Below are 17,760 nucleotides of genomic sequence, written 5' to 3'. Positions count from 1 at the left end.
GTGGTCGGCTGCGCGCCCATCGGCGAGGCGGGCGTTCCCGCGCCGGAGCGCAGCGGCCCGGTCTATCCGACAGGCGGCGCCGACGGCGGTTCACCGTCGTCGGCGGGGGAACAGCCGGGCCGCGACGACCACCATCACGACCAGTCGCCTGCGGCCCCGCCGCCGGCGCAGGCCACTTTCGTGGCGGCGGCGTTCGCTGCAGCGTGGGCGCGTCCGGACCTGCCGCCGCAGGTGTGGTGGCGGGGAGTGGCGGCGACCTGTGACGAGGGGTTCGCTCGGGTGTTGCGTACGGTTGATCCGGCGCAGGTGCCGGCGACACAGGTGACGGGCCGTCCGGTGGCGAAGCAAGCACCGAAGGGCGGCACGGCGGTGTACGAGGTGGCCACCGACGCGGGCACGTTGAGCGTCACCCTCGCCGGCGTGGACGGCCGGTGGGTGGTAACCGGGAACGACTTCGCTCGGTCGGTGAGCCGATGAACCGTCGAACGATTGCGCTCGGCGCGGCGGTGCTGTCGGTCATCACGCTGGTATGCGGCGGCACCGTGGGGTTGCCGCTGCTGATGTTCGGCCAGGCGCAGGCGGAAGCGGCGGCGTGCGAGGTGCCGTCCCTGCCGGGGGCCTCGCCGGTCCCGGGCACCGGTTCGTGGGGCAGTGTCGAGACGACCAACGCCGCCACCATCGTCGCCGTCGGCCGGCAGCGTCAGGTCCCGCCGCGCGGCTACGTCATCGCGCTGGCGACCGCGATGCAGGAGTCCGAGCTGCGCAACCTGGCCAACGCCAACGTGCCGGAGTCGCTGAGGCTGCCGCACGAGGGGGTGGGCCGCGACCACGACTCTGTCGGGCTGTTCCAGCAGCGGCCTGGGTGGGGCAGCGTCCGCGAGCGGATGACGCCCACCTACGCGGCGGGGAAGTTCTACGAGGCGCTGCTGCGCGTCGACGGCTGGCAGCGGATGCGGCTTACCGACGCGGTGCAGGCGGTGCAGGGCTCCGGCCTGCCGGAGGCGTACCAGAAGTGGGAGGACGACGCCGAGCAGCTCGCCGCGACCGTGCTCGGCCTGCCGAACATCGACGACATCGGCGGCGGCCCACCGACCGCCCCGTGCGGCGTCGACGACCTGGGGCCGGTGCCGGTCGGCCCGGGCGGATGGGTACAGCCGATCCGCGCTGCCATCGTCAGCTCGTTCGGGCCGCGGGGAGGCCGGCTGCACGCCGGCGTGGACCTGTCGAAGGCCGATATCCGAGGGGACGCGATCCGCGCGGCGGCGACCGGGGTGGTGGAGCAGGTCAAGTGTGACTGGTACACCACCTGTGACCGGGACGGCAACACCCGTGAGCGCGGCTGCGGCTGGTACGTCGACATCCGTCACCCGGGCAACGTCGTCACTCGCTACTGCCACATGATCCAGCGTCCCGAGGTCTCCATCGGCCAGCAGGTCACCGCCGGTACGGTCATCGGGTTCGTAGGCAGCAGTGGCGGCAGCTCCGGACCGCACCTGCACTTCGAGGTGCACCTCAACGTGTCGCCCGGGCCGTACCACGCCAACGGCAGCAACGCGGTCAACCCGGTGCCGTTCATGCGCGCCCAGGGCGCTCCGCTAGGGCCGGCCACGTGAACGGGCACAGCGCAATGACCTCCCCCGCCGCAGCGGAGGAGGCCATCGACGTGCCAGCGCGGAAGCTACGCCTGCGCGCGTGGCGGCGGCCACCGAACCGTCGGGGCGGGGTCCGGTGAGCCGGACCGCCGATGCCCTGGCTCGCGCGGCGGCGCCGCCGCGTCGCGCGCCGGCGCCCGCGGCGTCGTCCGTGGCCGGGGAGTTGGGTCGCGTGGCGGACGCGCTGCTGGTGGCCGGACACGCCCGCGACGGTGGTGAGGCGGCCATCCTGCTCGCCGTGGTCGTCCAGGCGGCCCGGCTGGTCGTGGCGCTGGCCGAGCTACGCGCCGCGCAGCAACAGGCCCACGCCGCCGGCGCGGCGGCGGCGGCAGCCGCGCACCTGATGCCCCTGCTCCAGTCGGGCGCCCAGCTCGTCGACCAGGTGCATGTGCCGACCCAGAGCGGGCCGCCGCAGCGGCCGGTCCACACCGTGCCGGGCCCGGTCCGGCCCCGCGTCGACCCGAGCGTCGACCGGGATCCGCAGCGTTGAGGAGGACGAGGTAGTGCCCGACAACGAGATGGCCGAGATCCACCAGCGGGCCACCGCGGCGGTCACCGCCGCGATCCGGGCCGCCGGGCAACTGGCGCAGGTGCTCATCGACGCCCGCATCGCCCAGCTGCAACGCACCGCCCGGGCCAGCGAGGAACAGGCCCGTCACATCCGCGCCCAGGTGCGCGCGGCACAGCAGGCCGACGCGGCGGTGTGGCGGCCGGCGACCCGGGCGTCGTGGTGGCGGCAGGCGTCGGTCGACGACATCGCGCGGGCCTGGCGGGCCAGCGCCGGGTGGGCGGCCGTCGACCCGCGCGCCGGTGCCGCGCAGCGGGTCATGGTGGTGCGGCTCGCCGAGCGCGGTGTCCGCGTCGACCCGCAGACCGGTGCCTGGCCGGGAGATGGGGCGTGGCTGTCCGACCAGCTCGACCGCGCCGCCCTGGACGACGGCGACAGGCCAGCGGACGCCCGGCCCGATGACGTCGGCGAGCGACGCCGCACCGCCCAGGAGCGCCAGGAGGCGCTGGCGGTGCATGTGCGGGAGGTGTGGACCGCCGACCGGGCGGAGCGGGTCATCGGCTCGGCGGCGTGGCCGGCGCTGGCGTACAAGCTCGACCAGTTGGAGCGCGCCGGGCACGATGTGCGTGACCTGCTGCGGCAGGTGCCCGGCTTCGTCGACCAGGCCCACACCCCCGCCGCGTACGCGTTCCAGATGGTCGATTACGCCACGGACCAAGCCGCCGGAGAACGACCTGCCGCTGATGCCGACCCCGCTGAGGAAGGTAGCTCGGCCACCATTGAAGGTGAGTGGCGGGACGATTGCGGTGCCACTGCCGAGGAACGTGCGCGGAGCGAGTCCGTCGGAGTCGGGCGAACCTCTGCGGGAGCCGTCGAGCAATACATACGCGCCGCCCACGCCGCGGCGCGTGCGTACCCAACGTCGGCCAAGTCGGTCGTCGCTAGCACTTCGGCGACGACTGCAGCGCTGGCCGGAGCGGCGCAGCGCGGGACGGCGAGATCCCCTATTCCGGCAGCACCGGCGCAGGCGTCGGGTCGGTAGCTACAGAAAAGTTTCGAAGACGGCCACATCAGCGATGTTCTGCCGCTGGTTGACCCACCGTAAGCAAACAAGTTCAGACGTGAGCGTGGGGGCGGAGAATGCCGAGGTTGCGGCTGTAGCGGCAAGGCCCGGGTACTACGAGTTCCGCCTCGGCGACCACCAGCACGAACTCGGCCTGATCGACAGCCGGTACGCCCCGCCCGGCGCGACCACCGGCCCGGGCGGGGCGATGGTCTACTGGCACGTCGACGACCTGCTGGCCACCGTGGCCCGGCTGCTGGCGGCCGGCGCCCGCGAGCACGACCCGATCCGGGAGCGGGGTGCCGGGTTCGTCACGGCGTCCGTGGTCCCGTTCGGAAATGTGCTGGGCGTGATGACCAACCCGCACTACCTGGACTCACCCCACCGGTCGGGAACGCGATTCCCGGCTGAGCGGGTGCCCCGTCGCGCCGCGCACGGGCGGCCGGAGACGGCCGGACCGGTGCCGGGGCGCCAGCGCCGCGCGCAGTGCCGGACCGAGGATCCGCCGGACGTCGGCGGGGGAGAGGCCGGACGCGGCCGGGAGCGGATTCAGGTACCGCGTGTAGATCATCCCGCCGATCACGGTGACCGCCGCGGTGGCGCGCTCGGTCGCGTCGGGGCCGCCGAGGAATTCAGCGAGCCGGACCAGCACCTCCCGGTCCAGGTACTCGCGCACCAGGCCGAGCAGTTGGTCGTCCGGCGCCGGCTCGCCCGTGGCGGAGGCGTCGTCCCACAGGGTCACCACCGCCTGCAGCAGCCGGTCGGCCAGCCCGGCCGGGTCGCCCGGCAGCGCCTCGGCCAGCGCCCGGGACTGCGCGCAGTGCACCCGCATCACCTCGCCGAACAGGCCCTGCTTGGAGCCGAAGTGGTAACTGACGAGGGCCTGGTCGACGCCCGCCGCGGCGGCCACCGCCCGCAGCGTGGTGCCCTGGTAGCCCCGTTGCAGGAACAGCGTCCGCGCCGCCTCCGCGATGCGCGCGCGGGTCGGCGGATTGCCGCGTGGACGTCCTCGGGAATTATTCATCAACGTTGAACATGCCGCCCGGGACCCGCAGTGTCAACGCGTACCGAGCGACCCGGACCGCCCGGGTCCCGGAGGAGGAGTAGACACATGCGCATCGTCGTCATCGGCGCCAGCGGACCCACCGGCCGGCAACTCACCGGCCAGGCCCTCGCCGCCGGCCAGCACGTCACGGCGGTGAGCCGCCGCCCCCGGGGACTGCCCCGGCACGACCACCTCACCGTGGTGGCCGCCGACGCCACCGACCCCGCCGCGATCGAACCGGCGGTCGCCGGCGCCGACGCCGTGCTCTCCGCGCTCGGCGTCACGCCCAGCCGGAAACCGGTCACCACCTACTCGGCGGCGGCCACCGCCGTCGTCACCGCGATGCGACGCCACGGCGTACGGCGGCTGATGGTGGTCAGCTCCAGCGTGCTGGACCCCGGCTGGCGACCCAGCAACGCGTTCTTCTTCAACCACGTCCTCGACCCGTACGTCAACCGGGTGCTGGTCCGGCAGGTGCACCAGGACATGCGGCGGATGGAGGAGGTGGTCCGGGCCAGCGACCTGGACTGGACCATCGTCCGCCCGTCCGGCCTCTTCGAACATCCCACGGTCACCGACCATCTCGTCGCCGACGGCAGCGCGGACGGTGTGTTCACCGCCCGGGCGGACCTTGCCGCCGCCATGCTGCGCGAGTTGGACGAGCGGCGCTTCCTGCGCCGGGCGATGGGGGTGGCTACCACCGCCGTGAAGCCCGGCCTGGTCCGGCTCGTCCGTGACGAGGTCCTGCGATCACCCCGCTGAGCCGGCCGCGCCGGGTGCGCGCCCTCCGGCCGGCGGGAACGGGACGCGAGCCTGCACCGCGTCGATGCAGCTGTCCCGGGAGGTCGGGCCGCCGAAGCGCAGCCGGTCGTAGCCGGTGAAAGCCGGCTCCAATCCGTCCAACTCGTCCACCAGCGCGTGCAACCGTCGCGCCCACCCCGCGCCGGGCTCCGGCCGGTCCACCGCCGCGCGGATCGCCGCGGTCAGCTCGTCCTTGCGCCGGATCGTCTCCGGCGTCACCGACCGCAGGCATACGTACCGGCCGCTGAGGTAGGCGTCCCACTCCGCCGCGCCCTGTCTCGGGTCCGCCCAGTGCGCGGTGAACCAGGCCCGCAGCGCCGCCGGCCCGCCCGCCCGGTCGGCCAGCGAGAACAGGTCCGCCGGCACCATCTGCGCGCCGTCCGAGCGCAGGTAGCCCGGCAGCGGCAACCGCCGGTCCAGCATCAGCCGGCGTACGGCGTCGACGGCGCGCCCGTGCGCCGCGCAGAGCTCCTCGAGGACGACGAACTGCGCGTCGACGTACGCGTCATCGGCCGCCGTCATCGGATGCTCCCCGTTGACCTCCCGGAAGCGTTCGGCCACCTGCTCCGCCAACCCCATCGACGTCTCCTTCCTCGCATCGGGCTGCGACGGTAGCGGCGGAATCCTTCGGCAACCGCCGAAGGATTCTCGGAATATCCGTTGCGGGCCCCGGGAGGCCTCGCCTACCGTCAATGCCGCAACGTCACACCGATCACTCCGGGGAGCCCGCCGTGCAGCAGCAGACCAGCACCGAGACCACGCGGTCCATGCCGCGCGGCGGTGCCATGCTGCCCGCGGGCGAACGAGCCCGGGGCCTGCTCCAGGGCCGGTGTGGCTGGCGGCGAGGGCGGCGGCGCGGATAGCGCCAGCGCGACAGCGCAGCCGCCCACCCCACCGGGGTACGGGCGGCTTTTTCGTCACCCGGCACCCGTCCGAGGGGTGTAGCTCAACCCGGAAGAGCACCGGATTCCAAACCCGATGGTTGCAGGTTCGAGTCCTGTCACCCCTGCCTCATGTCCCGGCACGGCCGGCGACGTCGCTTCTTCTCAACTCCACAGTGGATGGCATGAGTACGAACCCGGCCGGCGCCGCGACCGTGTCGGCCGGGGGGACGACACGGGGTGCGACCAGCACCCCGCACGGGCCGTTGGAGCAAGTTGGCAGCTCACCCGGTTCTCAGCCGGGAGGTTACGGGTTCGAGCCCCGTACGGCCTACGTAGTGACGACACGCGGTTGTGGCGCAGCGGTAGCGCGTCGCCTCGCCATGGCGAAGATCGCCGGTTCGAATCCGGCCAGCCGCTCGGAACACTCCCATCCCACGGGCTGCGCGCTGGGGCGCAGAGAGGCCTTGCAAGCCACTCCGGCCGGGTTCGATTCCCGGGCGGTCCACGAGCCTTCCCGCCGCCCCACCCGGGGCGGCACCCCCACGACACCAGGAGAAGACGATGGCATTCACCCCGCTGCCGGGCACCCGGGCGCCGGTACGGGTCTGGACCGACCCGTACGGCATCGAGCCGCAGGCCGCGCAGCAGCTGCGTAACATCGGCGCGCTGCCCTGGGTGCAGGGCGTCGCGGTCATGCCCGACGTGCACTTCGGCAAGGGCGCCACGGTCGGCTCCGTCATCGCGATGCGGCAGGCCGTCTCGCCCGCGGCGGTCGGCGTGGACATCGGCTGCGGGATGTCCGCGGTGCGTACCTCGCTCACCGCGGCCGACCTGCCGGACGACCTGGCGCCGCTGCGCGCGGCGATCGAGGCGGCCGTCCCGGTCGGCTTCGCCAAGCGGGCCAACCCGGTCGACCCGCGCCGGATCCGGGGCCTGGAGCAGGCCGGCTGGGACGCCTTCTGGAAGCGGTTCGGCGAGCTGGACCGCCGGGTGGCGCAGCTGGAGAGTCGGGCCCAGCACCAGATGGGCACCCTCGGTGGCGGCAACCACTTCATCGAGGTCTGCGTCGAGCAGGGCGGGCCGGACGCCGGCCAGGTCTGGCTGATGCTGCACTCCGGCTCCCGCAACATCGGCAAGGAACTCGCCGAGCGGCACATCGGGGTGGCGCGGAAGCTGCCGCACAACGTCGACCTGCCCGACCGCGACCTGGCGGTGTTCCTCGCCGGCACGCCGGAGATGGACGCCTACCGTCGGGACCTCTGGTGGGCGCAGGAGTACGCGCGGCGCAACCGGGCCGTCATGCTGGCGCTGCTCTGCGGCGTGGTCCGGGAGCAGTTTCCGCAGGTCGCCTACGGCGAGCCGATCAGCTGCCACCACAACTACGTGGCGGAGGAGAGCTACGACGGGGTGGACGTGCTGGTGACCCGCAAGGGCGCGATCCGGGCTGGTCGGGGGGACCTGGGCATCATCCCGGGGTCGATGGGCACCGGCTCGTACATCGTGCGCGGCAAGGGGAACCCGGACGCGTACTGCTCGGCGTCGCACGGCGCCGGGCGGCGGATGTCGCGGGGACAGGCGAAGCGGACGTACAGCACCGCCGACCTGGTCCGGCAGACCGCCGGGGTGGAGTGCCGCAAGGACGCCGGGGTGGTCGACGAGATCCCCGGCGCGTACAAGGACATCACCAAGGTGATGGCGCAGCAGGACGACCTGGTCGAGGTGGTGGCGCACCTCAAGCAGGTGGTCTGCGTGAAGGGTTAGGCCGGCCGGCGCCCCTGGGGGGAGGCGCCGGTCGTACGCCCCGATGGCTCAGCGGAGAGAGCGCCGGTCTACGAAGCCGGAGATCCCAGGTTCGAATCCTGGTCGGGGCACGGTCCGTATCCGCCAGCGGCGGAACGGAACCCTTGCGAGCTGGTGCAACCGGCAGCACAGCCGACTCTGGATCGGTCGATGGAGGTTCGAGTCCTCCGCTCGCAGCACGAACCCTCGTGGCCCAAGCCCGGGCACGCGGATGGCGCGGTGGACGAAGTGGGAGAGTCGCCCGGCTTTCACCCGGGACACGTTGCGGGTTCGAATCCCGTCCGCGCTGCTCATGCCCCCGTGGCGCAGTGGAGAGCGCATCAGATTCCGAATCTGGGGACCGCTGGTTCGAATCCAGCCGGGGGCACTGCTCCACCTCGACCGAGTGCCCGAGTGGCCAGGGGACGGTCCGCAAAACCGTACACACGGGTTCGATTCCCGTCTTGGTCTCGACTGCCATCCACTATGGTGCCGCCGGAGGACGTGGGCCCAGCCGCTGCTCATGACGGTGGCCCGCCCGGTTCGACCCCGGGTCCGGCGACGACCGACCGCGCCGCGGCGACACGGCGGAAGCCGTGTCGCCGCGACAGCGACGCTCAGCCCATGTGTACCGCGCCGGTGGCCAGGTCCTCCTTGCGGACCTTGATCAGCAGCATGGTGGTCAGGCCGGCGACCAGGATCAGCGCGGCACCCCAGGCGAAGGCCACGGAGTAGCCGTGGATGGTGGCCTGGGCCACCGTCGTCGGGTCGGGGATCCGGCCGGCCAGGTACGCGGTGACCGCGCTGGTGAAGAAGGTGTTGAGCAGCGCGGTACCGAGCGAGCCACCGATCTGCTGGGTGGCGTTGAGGGTGGCGCTGGCCGCTCCGGCGTCGTGTTCGGGAACGCCGACCAGGGCGAGGCTGGACAGCGGCACGAAGGTGAAGCCGAGGCCCAGGCCGAGTACCACCTGGGCGGGCAGCAGGTGCGCCACGAAGGAGCTGTCCACGTCGATCTGGGTCAGCGACAGCATGGCGACGGCGGCCAGCGCCGCACCGGCCACCATCAGCGGCTTCGCGCCGACCCGGGGCAGCAGCTGGCTGGCGGCGCCCGCGCTGATCAGCACGCCGGCGGTGATGGGCAGCGAGGCGAGGCCGGCCTCGACCGGCGTGTACCCGAGCGTCTGCTGGAAGTAGAACGTCAGGAACAGAAACGCCCCGAACAGTCCGGCGCCGATCAGAGTGGAGGCGAGGTACGCCCCGCCCCGGTTGCGGTCCAGCAGGATGCGCAGCGGCAGCAGCGGGTGGCTGGAGCGCAGCTCGATCACCACGAAGGCGGCGAGCAGGACCACGCCGGCGACGATGAACCCGATGGTGGCGGTGGCGTCCCAGCCGTCCTCGGCGGCCCGGGTGAAGCCGTACACGAGGGAGACCAGGCCGGCGGTGACCACGACGGCGCCGGGGATGTCGTACCGGGTGTCGCCGTGGGCGCGGCTCTCCGGCACCAGCGGGATGGCGGCGAACAGGGCGACCACGGCGATCGGGATGTTGACCAGCAGGCACCAGCGCCAGTCGATGTACTGGGTGAGCACGCCGCCGAGCACCAGGCCGACGGCGGACCCGCCGCCGGCGATGGCCCCGTAGACCGCGAATGCCTTCGCCCGCTCCTTCGGCTCGGTGAAGAGCACGGTGAGCAGGGCCAGGGCGGCCGGGGCGAGCAGCGCGCCGAAGGCGCCCTGGAGCGCGCGGGCGGCGAAGAGCATCCCGCCGGTGGTGGCCAGGCCGCCGATGGCGGAGGCCAGGGCGAAGCCGACCATGCCGACGAGGAAGGTGCGCTTGCGACCCCAGTAGTCGGCGATCCGCCCGCCGAGCAGCAGCAGGCCGCCGAAGGTCAGGGTGTAGGCGGTGACCACCCACTGCCGGTCCGCGTCGGAGATGCCGAGGTCGGCCTGGGCCTCCGGTAGGGCGATGTTCACGATGGTGGCGTCGAGCACGACCATCAGCTGGGAGATCGCGATGACCGCGAGGACCAGCCAGCGCCGCGGGTGCGGCGTGGCCGCCGCCTGGGCGCGGGGCGCGCCGGGGGCGGTCGAGGTGGTACCGGGCATGGTGCAGCCTTCCGTGACGTGGTGTTGCGGTGCGGTCGGGGCGCGTCGGGTCCGTGGTGACGCGGCCGGGCGTGGTCAGGCGGCGCGGTACCGGAGGACCGGGACGAGCACCTGGTCGACGAGCTGGGTGAGGAAGTACTCGTCGGCGGGGAGGCCGTGGGCGAGGATCCGGGACATGACCATGGCCGGGGCGAGATCGTGGAAGAGGTCCCGCTCGCCGGCCTCGGCGGGGATCTCGCCCCGGGCGGCGGCGCGGACGACGACGGCGACGCTGGCCACTCGGCCGGCGGGCAGCACCTGCTGCCGGATCAGGTGCTCCAGCTCGGGGCAGGTCCGCATGGCCAGGATGAGGGCCTGCACCAGGTCGCTGTCGGCGGTGCAGATCGCGGCGGTGGTGCGCAGCAGCTCCAGCAGGTCACCGCGGAGCGACCCGGTGTCGGCGGGGGTCTGCACGCCGACGTGCCGGTGCCGCAGCGCGGCGGCGACCAGGTCGGCCTTGCCCGGCCAGTGCCGGTAGATGGTCGCCTTGCTCACCCGGGCCCGGGCGGCGACCCCGTCGATGGTCATCCGGTCGTAGCCGACCTCGCGGATCAGCGTGAGAACGGTGTCGAGCAGCTCGGGGTGACGCTCCCCGCCGGCCGTGGTGCCCGCCTGGGCCGGGATGTTCCCCTGGCGCATGATCCCCCCGAAGCGAAACGATTTCGTACTCACGTTAGCCGGGGCAGGCGAGCCCACGCCGAGCTTTATGAGATGTCTCGCAGTGCGGTCGGGAAACGAGCCCGTTTTGTGCCGCAGTCGGGCGGTGGCGCCGGTCAGGCGGTGGCGGCCAGCAGGACCGGCACGGCCACCACATGGGTCCGGGAGCCGTCGCGGGGCGACACCTCGTACACCTCGACGGTGCCGGGGCCGGCGGTCGCCAACCGGTACGCGACTCCGCCGCGGTAGTCGCCCCGGCAGCCGCTGCCGCAGGTGGCGGTGGTGAAGCCGGTGCCGACCACCCGGCCGCTGCCGTCGAGGATCCGGATCGAGACGGTCGCCTCGTACACGTCGGCGGTGCCGGCGACGGTGACCGGCCCGGCGACCCGCTGGCCGATCGCCGGCTCGGTGACCACGATCGGCGCCAGCAGGTCGGCGAGGTCGGTGCGGGCCAGCACGACGCCGCTACCGGCGAAGGCCACCCGGCGCACGGTGGGGAACTGGGTGAGCGTCCAGACCACCTGCGCCCGTCGCAGCCGCAGCGTCCGGGCGTCGGTGTCGGCGAAGGACTCCGGCGGGGCGACGGTGGCGGTGCCCTCGGCTATCCGGACCATCTCGACGCCGGCGGGGACCAGGGTGGCCAGGCCGGCGGCGGCCTCGGCGGAGGTCGGTCCGGCGGCCAGTTCCGCCAGCGCCAGCCGGGAGGTGGCGACGGTGGTGGGTCGCGTACGCCGGGTCGGCACCACCACCCCGGCCCGGGCGAACCAGAGCTGCACCGTCACGCTGCCCGTGGCGGCCGGCGACGGCGTCGGAGTCCGGGGCGGCGTCACCGGCCCGGTCGACCGGGTGGCGGTGGGCCCGGGGACGCCGGTCGGGGTGCCCGACGGGGCGGTGGGGGCGGTCACCGGGGCGGTGGCGGTGCCGGGCGCGGCGGCGCGCGGGGCCGGTCCGAGGGTGCCCGAGCGGGCGTCGCCACAGCCGGCGAGCAGCAGCGCGAGCGCGGCGAGCAGGGCGGGCAGCCGGTTCACGGTTCTCCTCCCGGTTCGGAGTCGGGCGGGGTCATCGGCAGCGCCAGCTGGAACGTGGTGCCGACGCCGAAGGTGCTGCGGACCGTGAGCCGGCCGCCGAGCAGCCGGGCGTTCTCCCGGGCGATGGCCAGGCCGAGGCCGCTGCCCCGACCGGAGCGCGCCGGGTCGGCCTTGTAGAAGCGGTCGAACAGGTGCGGCAGGTGTTCGGCAGCGATCCCCGGCCCCTGGTCGCTCACCTCGTACACGAGCAGCGGGCCGGCGCGGGTCACGCTCGCGCGGACCTCGCCCTGGCCGTGCGTGACGGCGTTGCCGACCAGGTTGGCCAGCACCCGTTCCAGCCGGCGCGGGTCGGTGCGCAGGACGGCCTCGTCGCCGGCGACGACGACCCGGCCGGCCCAGCCGTGCGCGGCGACCAGGTCGCGCAGCGGGGCGAGGGCGGGCACCGACGCCAGGTCGACCGCCTCCCGGCCGGCGTCCAGCCGGGAAATCTCCATCAGCTCCTCGACCAGCGTGCGCAGCCGGACCACGTCGGCGACCAGCAGCTCGGCGGCGCGGCGGGAGTCGTCGGGCAGTGTGTCTAGCCGGTCGGCCAGCAGCGAGGCCGCCGCCACCAGAGCGGTGACCGGGGTACGCAGCTCGTGCGCCACGTCGGCGGTGAACCGCCGCTCCCGGGCCTCGGCCCGGGACAGGTCGTCGATCTTCGTCTGGAGCGCCTGCGCCATGTCGTTGAACGCGGCGGCCCAGTCGCTGAACTCGTCCCGGCCGCGCACCGGCAGCCGGGTCGCCAGCAGCCCCTCCGCCACGGCCCGGGCGGCCCGGCTGGCCCGGCCCACCGGTTCGAGGGTGCGCCGGGCCAGGGAGTGCCCGACGCCCGCGGCGAGCGCCACCACCGCCAGCCAGCCGACCGCCAGCGCGGTGCGCAGCTGGTCCAGCCCGCCGACCAGGTCGCTCTCGTCCGTGACGGCGTACAGCTCGGCGGTCGAGCCGGGGATCCGGCCGCCGACCACCAGCAGGTGCCGTCCGCCGGCGCCGTCCAGCCGCTCGTAGCCGAGCTGCCCGTCGGCGACGGCGGCCCGCAGTTGCGGGCCGGGGGTGGGGGCGTACGAGGGGTGCGACGCGCGGGTGTCCCCGGCGACCAGCAGCACGTGCCGGCCGCTGCCCTCGAAGCTGGTCAGCAGTTCGGCGCGACGGGTGTCGGTCAGCGGCACGAACTGCCCGGCCAGGACGAGCTGGTAGCGGGCGTCGGCCGCCGCCCGCTGCACCGAGCCGTCCAGCCGGGCCTGCCGCAGCATCAGGTACGACCCGCCGGCGAGCACCCCGGCGGAGACCCCGGCGACCAGTACGAACGCCACCGTCAACCGGCGGCGGAGCCGACCCGGCGGTACGGCGCCCGTGGCCATCGCGCCATCCTCCCGTCATGCCGTGGCGAGCTTGTAGCCGACACCGCGCACCGTGCGGACCAGCCGGGGCTCGGCGGGATCGTCCTCCACCTTGGCGCGCAGCCGCTGCACCGCCACGTCGACCAGTCGGGAGTCGCCGAGGTGGGAGTGGTTCCACACCCGGTCCAGCAGCAGCTCGCGGGTGAACACCTGACCGGGCCGGCGGGCCAGCTCCAGCAGCAGTCGGAACTCGGTGGCGGTCAGGGTCAGCTCCCGGCCGGCCTTGCGGACGACGAACCGGTTCGGGTCGATCTCCAGCCCGCCGACGGTCAGGATGGTCTCCTCGACGACGGCGCTGGCCCGGCGCAGCCCGGCGCGTACCCGCGCGACGAGTTCCGGCAGGTCGAACGGCTTGCGCAGGTAGTCGTCCGCGCCGCACTCCAGCCCGACGACCACGTCGATGGTGTCGGTGCGGGCGGTGAGCATCAGGATCGGCACCGCGCTGGTGCGCCGGATCTCCCGGCACACCTCCAGCCCGTCGAGGCCGGGCAGCATCACGTCGAGGACCACCAGGTCGACCGGCTGGGCCCGCCAGGCGGCCAGCGCGGCGCGGCCGTCGACCGCGGTGCTGACCCGGAAGCCGGCCCGCCGCAGACCGAGGGCGGTGACCTCCCTGATGGAGGCATCGTCCTCGACCAGCAGCACGCGGCCGTCCATGACGTCCTCAGGGTAGCCCCGGGAGGTCATCGGACGGTCCTGCCGCAACGGCCGGTGACGGGGGGCCGGTCGACGCCGGCCCCCCGCCCCGACGGCTGGTCATTCCTGCCACTGGTGCGCGACGTCCAGCACGATCCGGCTGTGCGTGCCGGGGCCGGCGAGCACGAACACCCGGAACGGCAGCCGGGCCCGCACCCCGACCGCGAAGGTGGTGTAGCCCTCGAAGCTGCCGGCGAAGACGACGTCGCGCAGCGTCGAGTAGCGCAGCACGTTCGCGGCGTGCTCGCCGACCCGGTACGGGACGGTGGCGACGTGCTGGTCGTCGTACGCCGGTGCCCGCAGCGACACCCGCAGCAGCGCGTCCCCGGCGGTGTACGGCGACAGCGCCAGCCCCTCGCCCTCGGTCCAGGTCTCGCCGTAGGCGACCGAGTAGCCGCTCACCGGGCCGGCGAACTCGAACACCACCCGGTCGAAGCAGTCGTGCCGACCGGTCCGCACCTGGGTCAGCGGGGCGCTGCTGAGCGGGCCGGTCGTCTTCTCCGCGCTGCCCCAGGTGATCCCGCAGTACGGCGCGCCGGTGACCGCCCGGGGCGCGACCTGCGTGCCGGTGGTCGTGGGCCGCGCTCCCGCGGTGGCCGCCGTGGCGGCGGTGAGTAGGACGGCGAGCATGACCGCCGCCACCGCCCCCAGTGTCCTCGTGGATCGCATGGTGTCCTCCCTGCCTGTTCCGTCCGGCCCGGTGAGCCGGTTCGAGTTCGACGGTCGGGCCGATCCGCCACAGCCGTCCCACCGGGGCGTAACAGCGGGGTAACAGTCCTCAACGGCCGGTCCGGGCCGCCGGTGCGCAGGCGTCCGCGACGGTGGCCGGCCCCGGCGGTGACGCCACCGTCGGCGGCTCGGCGAGGGCGCGCAGCGGGGAGCAGAAGATCGGCAGCCAGGTCAGCGCGGCACCCGCGGCGCCGAGCCAGAGCGCCGTGCGGACACCGGCGTACTGGCCGAGCAGGCCGGAGAGGGCGGCGCCGACCGCGATCGCGCCGAACAGCAGGAAGCGGAACACCGCGTTCATCCGCCCGAGCAGCGCGTCCGGGGTGCAGCGCTGGCGCAGGCTCACCCCGATGACGTTGCCGATCCCGGTGCGCCAGGCGGTGGCCAGCCAGCCGAACCCGGCCAGCCAGAGCGCCGGACCGGTGTCCAGCAGCGGCACCAGCGCGCCCAGCGGCGCCACGATCAGCCCGGGCAGCCAGAGCGCTCGACCGTGGCCGATCCGGTCCGCCAGCGGCCGGGCGGTCACCGCCCCGAGCAGCGCCCCGACACCACCGGCGCCAAGGAACAGCCCGAGCGCCCCGGCGCCGAGCCCCAGCTCGCGGAGGAAGACCACCGGCAGCATGGTGGTCATCAGGTTGACCGTGAGGTTGATGCTCGCCAGCGAGAGCACCAGCGGCCGCAGCAGCGGGTTGCCCAGCACGTGCCGTACCCCCTCGGCGAGCTGGCGGCCGAAGCCGTCGCGCCGGCCGGCCTGCCGCGCCGGCGCGACGTCCGGTCGCAGCCGGGCCAGGACCAGCGCGGAGACCAGGTACGCGAGGGCGTTGAGCACCAGGGCCACCGGCGCGCTGAGCAGTTGCACCAGGAATCCGCCGAGGGCCCGCCCACCGATCTGGATGGTCGCGCCGGTGCTCACCAGCAGCGAGTTCGCCGCCACCAGCCGCTCCCGGCCGACCACCGCCGGCAGGTAGCTCTGCTCGGCGACGTCGAAGAAGACCGTGCCGGCCCCGGCGAGCAGGACCACGAGGTAGAGCTGCCCGATGGTCAGCCAACCGGCCCACCAGGCCACCGGGACCGAGGCGAACAGCGCCGACCGGACGAGATCCGCGAAGATCATGACGGTGCGGCGGTCGGCCCGGTCCACCCACACCCCGGCGGGTAGGCCGATCAGCAGGAAGGCTGCGGTGCCGAGCACGCCCAGCAGGCCCACCTGGCCGGGGGTGGCGCGCAGGACGTCGACGGCGAGCACCGGGACGGCCAGCAGGGCCACTTGCTGGCCGATGCCACCGACGACACTGACGGCGTACAACTGACGGAAGGCGCGGGACCAGCGGGCGGCCGGGCGCGGGTCGGTGATCATGCCGGTCACGGTGCCCGGACGGCCGGTCCGGGTCGATGAATTCGGCCCAGGGCAAATCCGCGGGCAACGCAAGGGACGGGGGACGAGGGGTGCTGCGCGCCGCGCTGTCGGTGGCGGACCTGGCCAACACCAGGTTCGCCGTGTCACCGCTGTGGGAGGTGGTGGCCAGCGTCCGGATCGTCAAGAACCCGGCCGGCTTTCCCGCGCACCTGCCCTGGGCGCGCCAGGTGGTGCCCCGGCTGGCGGCGGTGCGGTGGGGGCTCCTGGCCGACCTGGTGCCGGTTCCCACCGTGGTGATCCCGTCGTTCGTCTGCCCACCGCCGACCACCACCGGGCCCACCCTCGACCTGGAGTTGGCCGCGCTGGCCGCGACCCCGCCGGAGGTGGTCCGCGCCTGCCTCGACCGGGATCCGGTGCCGCCCACGCCCCGGACGGCCGCCCTGCGCGCGGACCCGGAGGCCGGGCTGGCCGACCTCGCCGCGCAGATCCGCGCCTACGCCGACATCGCGCTCGCCCCGTACTGGCCGCGGATGCGGACCCTGCTGGAGCGGGAGGTGCTGCTCGGCGCCCGCCGGATGGCCGTCGACGGGGTGCGGGGCCTGCTCAACCACCTCGACCGCTACGTCTCCTGGGACGACGGCACCCTCCTGGTCGAGCACCTGACGACCTCCGGGTCGGTGCGGCTGGACGGTCGCGGGGTGCTGCTGGTGCCGTCGGTCTTCACCTGGCCGCGGCCGTTCTCGAACCTGGTGGAGGCGTCCGGGCAGCCGACCCTGCGCTACCCGGCGGGGGCGGTGGCGACGCTCTGGGAACGCGCCGCGCTGCCACCGGGGGAGGCGCTGAGCCGGGTGCTGGGCCGTACCCGGGCCACGCTGCTGCACGAGCTGGCCGTGCCGTCCTCGACGACCGAACTGGCGCGCCGCTGCGGGCTGGCGCCCGGCACGGTCTCGCAGCACCTCACCGCGCTGCGGGACGCGGGTCTGGTGGGCACTCACCGGGTCGGCCGGTTCCTGCTCTACGCGCGGACCACCTCGGCGGAGGCGCTGCTCGCGGGGGCGGGCTGACCGGGGATCGCGCCGGCCGGGCCGTCAGGCCACCCGGGCCACCGCGCCGGCGGGCGGGGCGGGCACCGCGTCCGGGTGCAGGACGGCGGCGATCGCCTCGACGCCGTCGACCAGACGCGGGCCGGGGCGGACGACCAGTCCGTCGGCGTCGACCGCCCAGACCGGTGTGCCCGGGAAGTGCTCCGCCACCGCCTGGGCCTGGCCGACCGCGCCGTCGAGGCGGAAACCGCAGGGCGTGACCAGCACGACCTGCGGTGCCGCGGCACGCAGCTCGGACCAGGGCACCTGCACCGAGCGGGCGCCGGGGCGGGTGGCCACCGGCTCGCCGCCGGCGGCGCGTACCAGGTCGGGGATCCAGTGCCCGGCGGTGAACGGCGGGTCGGTCCACTCCACCACCGCCACCCGGGGGCGTGGCCGGTCGCCGACCGCCGCCGCGACCGCCGCGAGCCGGTCGCGCAGACCGTCCACCAGCGCCCGCGCCCGCTCCGGTACGCCGGCGGCGTCGCCCACCGCGAGGATGCTCGCCAGCACCTCGTCCAGGGTGTACGGGTCGAGCGAGAGCACGTCGGCGCGGCAGCCCAGGTGGTCGAGGGCATCCGCGACGTGCCCGGAGGGCAGGGCGCAGACCCGGCACAGGTCCTGGGTCAGGATCAGCTCGGGGTCCAGCCCGGCGAGCGCGTCGGCGTGCAGGGTGTAGAGGTCGGCGCCGGCGGCGAGCCGGGCCCGGACGTGCGCGTCGATCTGGCCCGGGGTCATGCCCCGGGTGTCCGTGCCGCCGACGACCACGGTCTTGCCGGCCCGGTCGGCGGCCGGCACCTCGCACTCGAAGGTGACCCCGATGAGGTCGTCGCCGAGGCCGAGGGCGTAGACGATCTCGGTCGCGGAGGGCAGCAGGGAGACCAGGCGCATGCCCCCAT

General features: G+C 74.3%; 17 protein-coding genes and 8 tRNA genes. 15 read left to right on the top strand and 10 right to left on the bottom strand.

Annotated elements, in window-relative coordinates; genetic code table 11:
- From ACTMTB_RS24900 to ACTMTB_RS24885, 4 genes are all read left to right on the top strand, one after another.
- The gene (locus ACTMTB_RS24900; protein ID WP_441148640.1) at nt 1–477 is read left to right on the top strand and encodes a hypothetical protein; all 477 of its coding nucleotides are present in this window, start codon (nt 1–3) and stop codon (nt 475–477) included.
- Nucleotides 474–1,613, top strand: a complete 1,140-nt coding sequence (locus ACTMTB_RS24895) for a M23 family metallopeptidase (protein WP_441148639.1) — start codon at nt 474–476, stop codon at nt 1,611–1,613. The genes ACTMTB_RS24900 and ACTMTB_RS24895 overlap by 4 nt, the downstream gene beginning before the upstream one ends.
- A 211-nt stretch (nt 1,614–1,824) precedes the next feature.
- Nucleotides 1,825–2,142, top strand: coding sequence for a hypothetical protein (locus ACTMTB_RS24890; RefSeq protein ID WP_441148638.1), 318 nt, complete (start codon nt 1,825–1,827; stop codon nt 2,140–2,142).
- Nucleotides 2,143–2,155: 13 nt separating this feature from the next.
- The gene (locus ACTMTB_RS24885; protein WP_441148637.1) at nt 2,156–3,202 is read left to right on the top strand and encodes a hypothetical protein; all 1,047 of its coding nucleotides are present in this window, start codon (nt 2,156–2,158) and stop codon (nt 3,200–3,202) included.
- Between the two features lie 397 nt (nt 3,203–3,599).
- Here ACTMTB_RS24885 and ACTMTB_RS24880 read toward each other — a convergent pair whose 3' ends face one another.
- Nucleotides 3,600–4,247 (bottom strand): TetR/AcrR family transcriptional regulator, encoded by a 648-nt coding sequence (locus ACTMTB_RS24880; protein WP_441148636.1) that lies wholly within the window; start codon nt 4,245–4,247, stop codon nt 3,600–3,602.
- Nucleotides 4,248–4,334: 87 nt separating this feature from the next.
- Here ACTMTB_RS24880 and ACTMTB_RS24875 point away from each other — a divergent pair, with 87 nt between their 5' ends.
- Entirely contained in the window at nt 4,335–5,030 is a 696-nt protein-coding gene (locus tag ACTMTB_RS24875; protein WP_441148635.1) for an NAD(P)-dependent oxidoreductase, read from the top strand.
- Here the strand turns inward: ACTMTB_RS24875 and ACTMTB_RS24870 are convergent.
- Nucleotides 5,019–5,648, bottom strand: a complete 630-nt coding sequence (locus ACTMTB_RS24870) for a DUF6058 family natural product biosynthesis protein (protein ID WP_441148634.1) — start codon at nt 5,646–5,648, stop codon at nt 5,019–5,021. The two genes, ACTMTB_RS24875 and ACTMTB_RS24870, sit on opposite strands and share 12 nt — an antisense overlap.
- A gap of 356 nt (nt 5,649–6,004) precedes the next feature.
- Between ACTMTB_RS24870 and ACTMTB_RS24865 the strand changes: the two genes are divergently transcribed.
- The 9 genes from ACTMTB_RS24865 to ACTMTB_RS24825 all read left to right on the top strand — a co-directional run bounded on the left by ACTMTB_RS24865 (nt 6,005) and on the right by ACTMTB_RS24825 (nt 8,203).
- A tRNA-Trp gene (locus tag ACTMTB_RS24865) sits at nt 6,005–6,078 on the top strand.
- A gap of 132 nt (nt 6,079–6,210) precedes the next feature.
- Nucleotides 6,211–6,284, top strand: a tRNA-Glu gene (locus ACTMTB_RS24860).
- A 14-nt stretch (nt 6,285–6,298) separates the two neighbouring features.
- Nucleotides 6,299–6,370, top strand: a tRNA-Gly gene (locus tag ACTMTB_RS24855).
- 144 nt (nt 6,371–6,514) lie between these two features.
- Nucleotides 6,515–7,714, top strand: a complete 1,200-nt coding sequence (locus ACTMTB_RS24850; protein WP_441148633.1) for an RtcB family protein — start codon at nt 6,515–6,517, stop codon at nt 7,712–7,714.
- Nucleotides 7,715–7,751: 37 nt separating this feature from the next.
- Nucleotides 7,752–7,824, top strand: a tRNA-Arg gene (locus ACTMTB_RS24845).
- Between the two features lie 34 nt (nt 7,825–7,858).
- A tRNA-Gln gene (locus tag ACTMTB_RS24840) sits at nt 7,859–7,930 on the top strand.
- Nucleotides 7,931–7,966: 36 nt separating this feature from the next.
- Nucleotides 7,967–8,042, top strand: a tRNA-Glu gene (locus ACTMTB_RS24835).
- Between the two features lie 5 nt (nt 8,043–8,047).
- A tRNA-Arg gene (locus ACTMTB_RS24830) sits at nt 8,048–8,120 on the top strand.
- 12 nt (nt 8,121–8,132) lie between these two features.
- Nucleotides 8,133–8,203, top strand: a tRNA-Cys gene (locus tag ACTMTB_RS24825).
- 146 nt (nt 8,204–8,349) lie between these two features.
- Here ACTMTB_RS24825 and ACTMTB_RS24820 read toward each other — a convergent pair.
- The 7 genes from ACTMTB_RS24820 to ACTMTB_RS24790 form a co-directional block, all read right to left on the bottom strand.
- Nucleotides 8,350–9,837 (bottom strand): MFS transporter, encoded by a 1,488-nt coding sequence (locus ACTMTB_RS24820; RefSeq protein ID WP_441148632.1) that lies wholly within the window; start codon nt 9,835–9,837, stop codon nt 8,350–8,352.
- Nucleotides 9,838–9,912: 75 nt separating this feature from the next.
- Nucleotides 9,913–10,515, bottom strand: coding sequence for a TetR/AcrR family transcriptional regulator (locus ACTMTB_RS24815; protein ID WP_441148631.1), 603 nt, complete (start codon nt 10,513–10,515; stop codon nt 9,913–9,915).
- A gap of 134 nt (nt 10,516–10,649) precedes the next feature.
- On the bottom strand, nt 10,650–11,561 hold the full coding sequence (locus ACTMTB_RS24810; protein ID WP_441148630.1) for a Gmad2 immunoglobulin-like domain-containing protein: 912 nt from the start codon (nt 11,559–11,561) through the stop codon (nt 10,650–10,652).
- A complete protein-coding gene (locus tag ACTMTB_RS24805) occupies nt 11,558–12,961 on the bottom strand; it encodes an ATP-binding protein (protein WP_441148629.1) in 1,404 nt (467 codons plus the stop codon). Before ACTMTB_RS24805 ends, ACTMTB_RS24810 begins: the two co-directional genes overlap by 4 nt.
- A 15-nt stretch (nt 12,962–12,976) precedes the next feature.
- A complete protein-coding gene (locus ACTMTB_RS24800; RefSeq protein ID WP_210775238.1) occupies nt 12,977–13,657 on the bottom strand; it encodes a response regulator transcription factor in 681 nt (226 codons plus the stop codon).
- 99 nt (nt 13,658–13,756) lie between these two features.
- A complete protein-coding gene (locus ACTMTB_RS24795; protein WP_210775237.1) occupies nt 13,757–14,365 on the bottom strand; it encodes an AMIN-like domain-containing (lipo)protein in 609 nt (202 codons plus the stop codon).
- Between the two features lie 109 nt (nt 14,366–14,474).
- Nucleotides 14,475–15,779 carry an MFS transporter gene (locus ACTMTB_RS24790; RefSeq protein ID WP_441148628.1) on the bottom strand — a complete coding sequence of 435 codons (1,305 nt, stop codon included), beginning with the start codon at nt 15,777–15,779 and terminating at the stop codon, nt 14,475–14,477.
- An 89-nt stretch (nt 15,780–15,868) separates the two neighbouring features.
- Between ACTMTB_RS24790 and ACTMTB_RS24785 the strand changes: the two genes are divergently transcribed.
- Nucleotides 15,869–16,843 carry an ArsR/SmtB family transcription factor gene (locus ACTMTB_RS24785; RefSeq protein WP_441148627.1) on the top strand — a complete coding sequence of 325 codons (975 nt, stop codon included), beginning with the start codon at nt 15,869–15,871 and terminating at the stop codon, nt 16,841–16,843.
- Between the two features lie 24 nt (nt 16,844–16,867).
- On the opposite strand, the gene ACTMTB_RS24780 is transcribed toward ACTMTB_RS24785, so the two are convergent.
- Entirely contained in the window at nt 16,868–17,752 is an 885-nt protein-coding gene (locus ACTMTB_RS24780) for an ABC transporter substrate-binding protein (protein WP_441148626.1), read from the bottom strand.
- Nucleotides 17,753–17,760: the final 8 nt, after the last annotated feature.

Origin of the sequence: Micromonospora sp. L32 (genome assembly GCF_052068055.1) — a bacterium.
GTDB classification, from domain to species: Bacteria; Actinomycetota; Actinomycetes; order Mycobacteriales; family Micromonosporaceae; genus Micromonospora; species Micromonospora purpureochromogenes.
The sequence above is the reverse complement of the archived record's forward strand: the minus strand, read 5'-3'. Positions and strand labels throughout refer to the sequence as shown.

What these genes read in the sequence shown, in the direction of transcription:
- ACTMTB_RS24895 (WP_441148639.1), top strand. Translation starts at nt 474, where the DNA reads ATGAACCGTCGAACGATTGCGCTCGGCGCGGCGGTGCTGTCGGTCATC.
- ACTMTB_RS24880 (WP_441148636.1), bottom strand. Translation starts at nt 4,247, where the DNA reads ATGAATAATTCCCGAGGACGTCCACGCGGCAATCCGCCGACCCGCGCG.
- ACTMTB_RS24875 (WP_441148635.1), top strand. Translation starts at nt 4,335, where the DNA reads ATGCGCATCGTCGTCATCGGCGCCAGCGGACCCACCGGCCGGCAACTC.
- ACTMTB_RS24870 (WP_441148634.1), bottom strand. Translation starts at nt 5,648, where the DNA reads ATGGGGTTGGCGGAGCAGGTGGCCGAACGCTTCCGGGAGGTCAACGGG.
- ACTMTB_RS24850 (WP_441148633.1), top strand. Translation starts at nt 6,515, where the DNA reads ATGGCATTCACCCCGCTGCCGGGCACCCGGGCGCCGGTACGGGTCTGG.
- ACTMTB_RS24820 (WP_441148632.1), bottom strand. Translation starts at nt 9,837, where the DNA reads ATGCCCGGTACCACCTCGACCGCCCCCGGCGCGCCCCGCGCCCAGGCG.
- ACTMTB_RS24815 (WP_441148631.1), bottom strand. Translation starts at nt 10,515, where the DNA reads ATGCGCCAGGGGAACATCCCGGCCCAGGCGGGCACCACGGCCGGCGGG.
- ACTMTB_RS24805 (WP_441148629.1), bottom strand. Translation starts at nt 12,961, where the DNA reads ATGGCCACGGGCGCCGTACCGCCGGGTCGGCTCCGCCGCCGGTTGACG.
- ACTMTB_RS24800 (WP_210775238.1), bottom strand. Translation starts at nt 13,657, where the DNA reads ATGGACGGCCGCGTGCTGCTGGTCGAGGACGATGCCTCCATCAGGGAG.
- ACTMTB_RS24795 (WP_210775237.1), bottom strand. Translation starts at nt 14,365, where the DNA reads ATGCGATCCACGAGGACACTGGGGGCGGTGGCGGCGGTCATGCTCGCC.
- ACTMTB_RS24790 (WP_441148628.1), bottom strand. Translation starts at nt 15,779, where the DNA reads ATGATCACCGACCCGCGCCCGGCCGCCCGCTGGTCCCGCGCCTTCCGT.
- ACTMTB_RS24780 (WP_441148626.1), bottom strand. Translation starts at nt 17,752, where the DNA reads ATGCGCCTGGTCTCCCTGCTGCCCTCCGCGACCGAGATCGTCTACGCC.